This is a genomic window from Micromonospora sp. ATCC 39149, from assembly GCF_000158815.1.
Lineage (GTDB): Bacteria > Actinomycetota > Actinomycetes > Mycobacteriales > Micromonosporaceae > Micromonospora.
In genome coordinates this window covers 3,875,204-3,884,012 of the sequence record NZ_GG657738.1, presented here as the reverse complement: position 1 = coordinate 3,884,012, position 8,809 = coordinate 3,875,204, and the positions used below count along the sequence as shown (strand labels likewise).

Genomic DNA, 8,809 nt, shown 5'->3' with positions numbered 1-8,809 from the left:
ATCCTCGCCACGGTCGACCCGGCCCCCGAGCGCGGCTCGGGCGGCGGGTACGGCGCGGGCGTGCTCAACCCGTACCGGGCGGTCACCGAGACCGGGGCGAGCCCGCTGGGACCGACTCGCGGGGCCGGGGCGCTGCCGGCGGACGGGGTCGACCCGGCGCTGGTCGCCCGCCAGGCCCGCCGGGCGGCGGCCCGGGACCGGGCGCTGGCCGTCGCGGCTGTCGCCGGGGCGGCCGTGGCCAGCGCCGTCCTGCTGGCGGTGGTGCTGCCCCGGGGCAGTCGCCGTCGCTGGCGGCCGGCGGCCTGACCCGCCCGCGCGGCGCGGCTCGCGGGAGGGGGCACCCCGTTGCACCGAGGCGTCGGCGGCTATTCCTCGCCGCTGGGCCGGCTGGCGGCGCCCGACGCGCCCGCCGGACGCCGCCGTGGCCGGCTCACTGGAACAGGTTGACGTTCCGCTTCTCGGTGTCGAGGTAGTCCGACGCGGAGTCGTCGACGGCGAGCTTGATGTCGCGCAGCATCGCCTGGAGGTCCTGCGAGGCGGAACGCCACCGGGCCTGGCGCTGCTCGTACGCCTGCCGGGCCTCGCCGTCCCAGCTCGCCACCAGCGGGGCGGCGTCGCGTTCGAGCTGGCCGAGCTGGCTGTCCAGCGTGTTCAATGCCCGCTGGATGTCGGCGCCGGCCTGCTGCAACGCGGCGAAGTTGACGACCAGAACCCCATGGTCCATCGGATGATCCCCTTTCCGGGAGGTGCTACAGCGGCAACTGGATGCCGCGATTGGTGCCGGCGACCCGGCCGGCGGCCTCGTTGTCGGACACGTCGTACTGCTGGCCGGCGGTGCGGATGGCGGTGGCGGTCTCCCGCAGCGCCCGCTGCAACGCCGCCTGGTCCTGCGACCACTGCTGCTTCACCTGCTCGAACGAGCGCCCGCCGGCACCCCGCCAGGCCTGCTGCAACACCTCCAGCTCGGCCAGCAGGCCGGTCAGCATGGACTGCAGGGACTGGTCCACCTGCTCGAACTTCGCGGCGGTCTGCTGCATCACCGCGGCTTCTGCCTGGGTCTGGGACACCCGGACGTCACCTCGTCTCCTCGATCGTGGCTGGCCGTCGGACGCGCCCGCGGCGGACGCGCCGCTCGCCTGTCCCGGCGGCCGGCGCCGGGACGGGATAAGGTCAGCGAACTCGTCGCTGACGGTAGCCGTCCGGTGGCGGTTCTGCTACCCCGCCCTGCTCCCCTGTGGACAACGGTGACTCCCGCGATGCCGGGGCGGAGTCATACGATGACGCTGCGGAACCGACCGCACCGACGCCCCGGCGGCGTCTCCGGGCGAGCACTGAGGAGGCGCGGTGACGGCCAGCACCACCACGGCCCCGGCCCAGCCGGCGCACCACCAGCCGCTGCCACCACAGTGGATCCCAGCCACCATCCGGCGGCCGTCGACCGGCGTGCGGGTCGGTCAGGTGATCGCCACCCAGACGGCGGTGGCGCTGGTCGTCGCCGGGGCCGGCCGGGGCGCGGCCATGACCGTGGGCGCCGTCGCGGTGGCCGCGCCGCTGCTGGCCGGCGCCTGGGTACGGGTCCGGGGGCGCTGGCTGTTCACCTGGCTCGGCGTCGCCGGTGGCCACCTCTCCCGGCGACGCGCACTGGCGTCGGCCGCCGGCCCGGGGCTGCTGGGGCTGCTCGACCCGGGCGCGACGATCCGCGCGGCGGAGCTGGCCGGCGGCCCGGCCGCCGTGGTCGACGACGCCGGGGGCCTGACCGCCGTGCTGGAAGTCGGCGACCCGGGCGACCTGCTCGGCGACGGGCCCGGGGTGCTGCCCGCGCCGTCGACGCTGCTGCCGCCGGTTTCCCCGGAGCTGCCCCCGGTCCGGCTCCAGCTCCTGCTCAGCGGCTCCCCCGCGCCGGCCGCCACGGCCGGGGCGAGCACGGTGGCGACGTCGTACCGGCAGCTCACCGATGAGCGGCTGGCCGGGCGCGACTCGGTGCTGCTGGCGGTGCGGGTCCTGCGGGTGGCCGGGTGGACCAACGAGGAGCTGCGGGTCGCCCTCTCCGGGGTGGTCCGGCGGATCGTCCGCCGGCTCGGGCCGGTGACCGCCCGCCCGCTCGGCGAGCACGCCGCGCTGCGCGTACTCATGGAACTGGCCCATCACGACGGCGGCGGGCCGGTGCTGGAGTCCTGGCCGGTTGTGCGGACCGGGAAGCTGTTCCAGGCCACCTTCCGGGTGCGGCGCGGGCCGGACCCTCGGACCGACGCGGGGCGGCGGCTGGTGCCCCGGCTGCTCACCCTGCCGGCCGCCGCGACCACGGTCTCGCTCTGCGTGGGGCCGCGCACCGGGATCGGCGGCGTGACCGCGCCGGCCGAGCTGACCGTACGGCTGGCCGCCTGGGCCCCGACCGAGCTGGCGACGGCGGCACAGGCGTTGCGGCGGCTGGCCGACGACGCGGGCGCGGAGGTCGACCGGCTCGACGGCCAGCAGCTTCCGGCGCTGGCCGGCACGCTGCCGCTCGCCCTCGCCGTCCCGGGCGCTGCCGCCGACCCGGCGGTCCTCGACGAGCTGGAGCTGCCGGTCGGTGCCGCCGGGCTGATGGTCGGCGCCAACCGGCGCGGCGCGGCGGTGACGATCCGGCTGTTCCGGCCGGAGGGCACCCGGCTGATGCTGGTCGGCGGGGTGCGTGCCGCCCAGCTCGTGGCCCTGCGGGCGCTGGCACTGGGTGCCCGGGTGGCGGTCCAGACGACCCGGCCCCGGGTGTGGGAGCCCTTCGTCCGGGGTGTCGGCACGCCCGACGGGCCGATCCCGGTGCTGCCGCCGGGGCGGGCGGTGGACGGGGTGGCCGGTTCGCCCGCTGCGCCCGGTGCTGCTCGTGGTGGGACGCCGGTCCGGTGCCCGCCGACGCCGGTCCCGGGCCGGCCTGGCAGTCCACCCTGGTGGTCCGGGACGGCCTCACCCCCTCCGACGTCGACCAGTTGGGCCGGGCCGACCTGGTCGTGCTGCAACCGTTGCGCCCCGCCGAGGCCGCGTTGGCCGGTGCCGCCCTCGGCCTCGGTGGCTCGGCCGAGTGGCTGACCCGCATCCGGGAGGACATGGTGGCGGTGGTGAACCGCCGGGCGTTGCGCTGGGCGCTGCTCTCGCCGACCCCCATCGAGTCGCAGCTGATCGGCCGGCCGGGCCGGGGTTGACGGTGGCCGGCGCGATCGGCGGGTTCCCCCGGTGGCGGCTGCGTGGCACGATCCGTGGCCATGGGTTTCCTGAAGGGTCTTCTGATCCGGCTGGGCGGCACGGCGGTGGCCTTCTGGCTGGCCACCCTGCTCATCCCGGGCATCACGCTCGACACGGGTTCGGTCACCGAGGCGATCACCACGCTGCTTCTCGTCGCGGTCATCTTCGGCGTCGTCAACGCCGTGCTCCAGCCGATCGTCAAGACTGTCGGCTGCGGCTTCTACCTGCTGACCCTGGGCCTGATCGCGCTGGTGGTCAACGGCCTGCTCTTCCTGCTGACGAGCTGGATCGCGGGCGAGGCCGGGCTGCCGTTCCACGTCGACGGCTTCTGGCCGGAGGCGGTGCTCGGCGCGTTGCTCGTCGGCGTGGTCACCTGGCTCCTCGGCGCGGTCCTCGACCGCGACTGAGCCCACCGGGGCGGCCGCGCTAGCGTCGCAGGTGTGTTCACCCTGACCCGCGAAGACGGCCACCAGATCAGCACCGACCCGGCTCGGCTCGACCTCGACCTCGTGCACCACTGGCTCTCCACCGACGCGTACTGGGCGTTGGGGCGCGACCGTGGAACCGTCGGGCGGGCGTTCGCCGGCTCGCTGCCGTTCGGCGTCTACCGACCCGGCGACGGCCGGCAGGTGGCGGTGGCCCGGGTGGTGACCGACGGCGTGACGTTCGCCTGGCTCTGCGACGTCTACGTGGACCGGTCGGCCCGTGGTCGCGGGCTGGGCACCTGGCTGGCCGGTGCGGTCCGCGACCACCTGGCCACCCTCGGCGTACGCCGGATCGTGCTGGCCACCGTCGACGCCCACGGCGTGTACGCCAGGGTGGGCTTCGCCCCGGTCGACCCGGGTCGCTGGATGGAGCACGACGGACGGGTGAACCGAGTCACCGGAAAGGAGCCAGAGGCGGGTTCATTCCTTACGGTGGAGGGGTGACCCCGCTCCGGCTCGGATATCTCTACGGCATCGGCGCGTACCTGCTCTGGGGGTTCTTCCCGCTCTACCTCAGGTTGCTCAGGCCGACCGGCCCCCTGGAGATCCTGGCGCACCGGATCGTCTGGTCGGTGCTGTTCGTGGCGCTACTGCTCGCCGCGCTGCGCAACGTCGGCTTCCTACGTACGCTGGCACGCCGGCCCCGGGCGCTGGCCGGTATCGCCGTGGCCGCCGCGCTGATCGCGGTCAATTGGGGCACCTACATCTACGGCGTGAACTCGGAGCGGGTGGTGGAGACGGCCCTCGGCTACTTCATCACCCCGCTGGTGTCGGTGCTGCTCGGGGTGACCGTGCTGCGGGAGCGGCTGCGCCGCGGGCAGTGGGTGGCGCTGGGCATCGGCACGGCGGCGGTGGCCGTGCTCGCCGTCGACTACGGCCGGCTGCCCTGGCTCGCGCTCGCCCTGGCCGTCAGCTTCGCCGGGTACGGGCTGGTCAAGAAGCGGCTCGGGCTGCCGCCGGCGGAGGGGCTGTTCGCGGAGTCCGCGGCACTGGCCCTGCCCGCCCTCGGTTACCTCGGCTGGCTCGGCGCCACCGGCGGCCTGACGTTCGGCCACGTCTCGGCCGGGCACACCGCGCTGCTGGTGCTGGCCGGCGCGGCCACCGCGATCCCGCTGCTGCTCTTTGCCGGCGCGGCGAACCGGCTGCCACTGACCGCGCTGGGCATGCTCCAGTACCTCGCCCCGATCCTCCAGCTCGGCTGCGGGGTGCTGATCTTCCACGAGCCGATGCCCCCGGCCCGGCTCGCCGGCTTCGCCCTGGTCTGGCTGGCCCTGCTGGCCTTCACCACCGACGCCCTCCGCCACCCGCCTCCCCACCCCCGACCCCCCGCCGATCTTGCAGTTGTGGCCCCTGTTTCGCGGCATTGATCCCGGTTCACCAGGGCCGCAAGTGCAAGATCGCGGAGAGCGGGGGTGGGGTGGGGGCGGGGGGGTGGGGTGGGGGTGGTCGAGGGGTGAGGGGTTAGCGGGCGTCGTAGGCGAGGACCGGGGGTGCCGTCGGCGCGGAGAAGCTCCAGGCGGACCAGTTCGCCGTCGGTGAAGTGGGTGGTGGCGTTCAGGCGCAGCTCGTCGCCGGGGGCGGCCAGCCAGGAGCCGATCTGCTCCGTCGCGCCGTCCGGGCCGTGCGCCACCAGCCGGAAGGTGTACGCCTCGCGGTGCCCGGCCCGCCGGTCGTACCCGCAGCGCATGGTGACCTCGGTGCCCCACGGCGTGCCGGTCAGCCCCACCTCGGCGTGCACCGGCACCGTGCCGGCTACCGGCCGCATGGACGCCAGCGCGACCTGCGGGGTGGGCGTCGGGGTGACCTCGACGGCCGGCCGGAGGGTGGCCGTGCCGAACCCGGCGAGCAGCGCCAGTACGGCGGCGGCCAGCGCGGTCAGGGCGTACCGGCGGCGGGCGGCCGACCGCTCGCGGCGACGGTGGCGACGGGCGGCGTCGAGCAGCGCGGGCACCCGGGAGATCTCGGCCGGCGGCTCCAGGAACTGCTCCAGCCCCGCCGGGTCGAGCCGGCCGAGCAGCCCGGGAAGCACGGCGATCTCGGCCACCGCGTCCCGGCAGGACGCGCAGCCGGCGAGGTGCCGCTCGTAGGCGGCCCGGTCGGCGGGGGCGAGCGCGCCCAGCACGTACGCACCGTCGTCGTGCGCGAACTCGCAACGGCTCACCCCGTCACCCCCATCTCGGCAAGCGCCAGCCGCAGCGAGCGCAGCGCGTAGTGGGTGCGGGACTTCACCGTGCCGGGCGGTACGCCCAGCCGGGACGCCGCCTCCGCCACCGAACGCCCCTGGTAGAAGCACTCGATCAGCACCTCCCGGTGGGTGGGGCTGAGCCGGTTCAGCGCCTCGGCGACCGTCCACGCCTCCACCGCGCGCTCGGCCTCGTCGACCGTATCCGGGGGTTCCGGCAGCTCGTCGGTGTAGATCTCGCCGACCCGAGTGGAGCGTCGCCGCCACGCGTCGATGGCCAGGTTCCGGGCGGTGGTGAACAGCCACGCCCGCACCGACCCGCGCGTCGGGTCGAGCGACTCCGGGTGCCGCCAGGCCCGCAGCAGCGTCTCCTGCACCAGGTCCTCGGCCCGGGTCCGATCGCCGTTGACCAGCCGCAGGGCGTGCGCGTACAGCGCGTCGGCATGCTCGTCGTGCAGCGCGCGCAGCAGTTGGGCGTCGTGGTCGCTGATGACGACCTCCTCGCTGTCGCCGGAGTCCAGCGGCTCCCGCTGTCGAACGCGTCCAGCGATGCGTTCGCCCGACAGTACGTGCGGTGACTCCGATCGGTTCATCCCGCAGGTCGGCGGGGAGGTCAGGCGCAGGTCGGCGGGGAACTGCCGGCGCAGGTGTTCACATCCGGTTCATGTTCGGGCCGACCCGCGCTCACCACGCCCTCCTAGCGTCCGCCGGGTACGCACGTCGGAGGGCTGACCCCGGCGTGCACCGACTTCCTTGGAGGCACCTCCCGATGAGCGACCGTCCCCGGCTGCTCCCCCTGCTGGGCGCCACCCGCCACGGCAGCCGTGACGCCATGACCTGTCTCTACCGGTGCGGCAACGCCTGCGACCACCCGGTGCCCAACACCTCCGACAACCCGTACCTCGGCGAGATCGTGAACGCCGAGGTGTCCCGGCGCGGCGTGGTCCGGGCCGGCGCGGTCGGTGCGCTCGTACTCGGCTTCGGCGGCGCGACCGTCGGGGCGCTGGCCGGCGCGGGTGCCGCGTCCGCCGCGCCGGCCAACCCGGTCGTGCCGGAGGCAGCCGGGTTCGGCCGCCCGGCGGGCGGCGTGGGCAGCGGCGCGCTGACCTTCCGGCCGATCCCGCCGAACAAGCTCGACGCGCTGGTCGTGCCCAACGGGTACGACCACTCCGTCGTGATCCGCTGGGGCGACCCGGTGGTGCCGGGTGCACCGGAGTTCGACCTGCACGCACAGACCGCCGCGAAGCAGGCCAAGCAGTTCGGCTACAACAACGACTTCGTCGGCGTGCTGCCGCTGGACAAGCGGGGCCGCCGGGCGCTGCTCGTGGTCAACCACGAGTACACCAACGAGGACCTGATGTTCCCCGGCTTCACCAGCCTGGACGCGCTCACCGTCGAGCAGGTGAAGGTGGCCATGGCGGCGCACGGCATGTCCGTGGTCGAGTTGGAGCGGGTCGACGGCACCGGGCAGTGGCGGCCCGTGGAAGGCGGCCGGCGGCCGTACAACCGGCGGGTCACCGCGCTGGCCACGAAGTTCGAGCTGACCGGCCCGGCCGCCGGCTCGGCGTCGCTGCGTACCGCCGCCGACCCGAAGGGCCGGACGGTGGTCGGCACGCTGAACAACTGCGCGGGCGGCGTCACCCCGTGGGGCACCGTGCTCTCCGGCGAGGAGAACTTCAACCAGTACTTCGTCGGCGGTGACGCCGCGCCGGAGGAGCTGAAGCCGAAGCTGGCCCGCTACGGCATCAACATCACCGAACGGTACCCGAACGGCAACCGCAAGTGGGACCGCGCCGACGAGCGCTTCGACCTGGCGAAGCACCCGAACGAGGCGAACCGCTTCGGGTGGGTCGTCGAGATCGACCCGTTCGACCCGGAGAGCCGGCCGCGCAAGCACACCGCCCTGGGCCGGTTCAAGCACGAGGGCGCGAACGTCATCGTCGCCCGCAGCGGCCACGTGGTGGCGTACATGGGCGACGACGAGCGGTTCGACTACCTGTACAAGTTCGTCTCCGACAAGAAGTTCATGGCCGGCGACTCGTGGGTGGCCCGCAAGCACAACCTGACCCTGCTGGAGTCCGGCACCCTGTACGTGGCGCAGCTCGAGGGCAACTCGGCCGCCGAGATCGACGGCTCGGGCAAGCTTCCCGCCGACGGGGCGTTCAACGGCCGGGGCCGCTGGATCAAGCTGGTCAGCGGCAACCGCTCGTACGTCGACGGAATGACCGCCGCGGACGTGCTCACCTTCACCCGGCTGGCCGGCGACAAGGTCGGTGCGACCAAGATGGACCGCCCGGAGGACGTCGAGCCGAGCCGGCTGACCGGCAAGGTGTACCTGGCGCTGACCAACAACACCGACCGCGGCAAGGCGGGCAAGGCCCCGGCCGACGAGGCCAACCCGCGCAACCTCAACAAGCACGGCCAGATCCTGGAGTTGGTCGAGGACGGCAACAACAACGCCGCCGAGACGTTCGCCTGGTCGCTGCCGATCGTCTGCGGCGACCCGACCGACCCCTCGACCCACTTCGCCGGGTACGACCGAACGAAGGTTTCCCCGATCTCCTGCCCGGACAACGTCGCCTTCGACGCCACCGGCAATCTCTGGATCTCCACCGACGGCAACGCGCTGGGCAGCAACGACGGCCTGTTCGCCACCGCAGTGGAGGGCCCGGAGCGGGGGCACCTCAAGCAGTTCCTCACGGTGCCGCTGGGCGCAGAGGCCTGCGGCCCGTTCATCACCGACGACAACCGGTCGGTGTTCGTGGCGGTGCAGCACCCGGGTGAGCTCACCGGGGCGACCGTGGAGAACCCGGCCTCGACCTGGCCGGACGGTGACCACGCCAAGCCCGGCGTGGTCGTCACCTGGCGGCTGGACGGCGGCCCGATCGGCAGCTGATTCCGCTGGGCGTCGCGGCGGGCCTCCTCC

8 protein-coding genes and 2 pseudogenes are annotated in these 8,809 nt (G+C 74.3%); 6 read left to right on the top strand and 4 right to left on the bottom strand.

Features of this window, described 5'->3' with window-relative positions; genetic code table 11:
• Positions 1–306 (top strand): annotated as a pseudogene (locus tag MCAG_RS16640) (type VII secretion-associated serine protease mycosin); the annotation flags it as partial.
• Between the two features lie 124 nt (positions 307–430).
• On the opposite strand, the gene MCAG_RS16635 reads toward MCAG_RS16640, so the two are convergent.
• Positions 431–724, bottom strand: a complete 294-nt coding sequence (locus MCAG_RS16635) for a WXG100 family type VII secretion target (protein ID WP_007074147.1) — start codon at positions 722–724, stop codon at positions 431–433.
• Between the two features lie 25 nt (positions 725–749).
• Positions 750–1,067 (bottom strand): WXG100 family type VII secretion target, encoded by a 318-nt coding sequence (locus tag MCAG_RS16630; protein WP_007074146.1) that lies wholly within the window; start codon positions 1,065–1,067, stop codon positions 750–752.
• Positions 1,068–1,344: 277 nt separating this feature from the next.
• On the opposite strand from MCAG_RS16630, the gene eccE reads away from it, so the two are divergent.
• The 4 genes from eccE to rarD all read left to right on the top strand — a co-directional run bounded on the left by eccE (position 1,345) and on the right by rarD (position 5,068).
• Positions 1,345–3,063, top strand: a complete 1,719-nt coding sequence (eccE, locus tag MCAG_RS16625; RefSeq protein ID WP_007074145.1) for a type VII secretion protein EccE — start codon at positions 1,345–1,347, stop codon at positions 3,061–3,063.
• A 173-nt stretch (positions 3,064–3,236) separates the two neighbouring features.
• Complete coding sequence (locus MCAG_RS16620; protein WP_036373770.1) at positions 3,237–3,623, top strand: phage holin family protein; 387 nt, start codon at positions 3,237–3,239, stop codon at positions 3,621–3,623.
• A gap of 33 nt (positions 3,624–3,656) precedes the next feature.
• Complete coding sequence (locus tag MCAG_RS16615; protein WP_036373768.1) at positions 3,657–4,145, top strand: GNAT family N-acetyltransferase; 489 nt, start codon at positions 3,657–3,659, stop codon at positions 4,143–4,145.
• On the top strand, positions 4,142–5,068 hold the full coding sequence (gene rarD, locus MCAG_RS16610) for an EamA family transporter RarD (protein ID WP_007074142.1): 927 nt from the start codon (positions 4,142–4,144) through the stop codon (positions 5,066–5,068). The genes MCAG_RS16615 and rarD overlap by 4 nt, the downstream gene beginning before the upstream one ends.
• A gap of 94 nt (positions 5,069–5,162) precedes the next feature.
• Here rarD and MCAG_RS36275 read toward each other — a convergent pair.
• Both MCAG_RS36275 and MCAG_RS16600 read right to left on the bottom strand, forming a co-directional pair.
• A pseudogene (locus tag MCAG_RS36275) lies at positions 5,163–5,862 on the bottom strand (anti-sigma factor).
• Positions 5,859–6,353: a sigma-70 family RNA polymerase sigma factor gene (locus MCAG_RS16600; RefSeq protein ID WP_007074140.1), complete on the bottom strand. Its 495-nt coding sequence runs from the start codon at positions 6,351–6,353 to the stop codon at positions 5,859–5,861. The pseudogene MCAG_RS36275 and the gene MCAG_RS16600 overlap by 4 nt, the downstream one beginning before the upstream one ends.
• Positions 6,354–6,652: 299 nt before the next feature.
• Between MCAG_RS16600 and MCAG_RS16595 the strand changes: the two genes are divergently transcribed.
• Complete coding sequence (locus MCAG_RS16595) at positions 6,653–8,779, top strand: PhoX family phosphatase (RefSeq protein WP_007074139.1); 2,127 nt, start codon at positions 6,653–6,655, stop codon at positions 8,777–8,779.
• Positions 8,780–8,809: the final 30 nt, after the last annotated feature.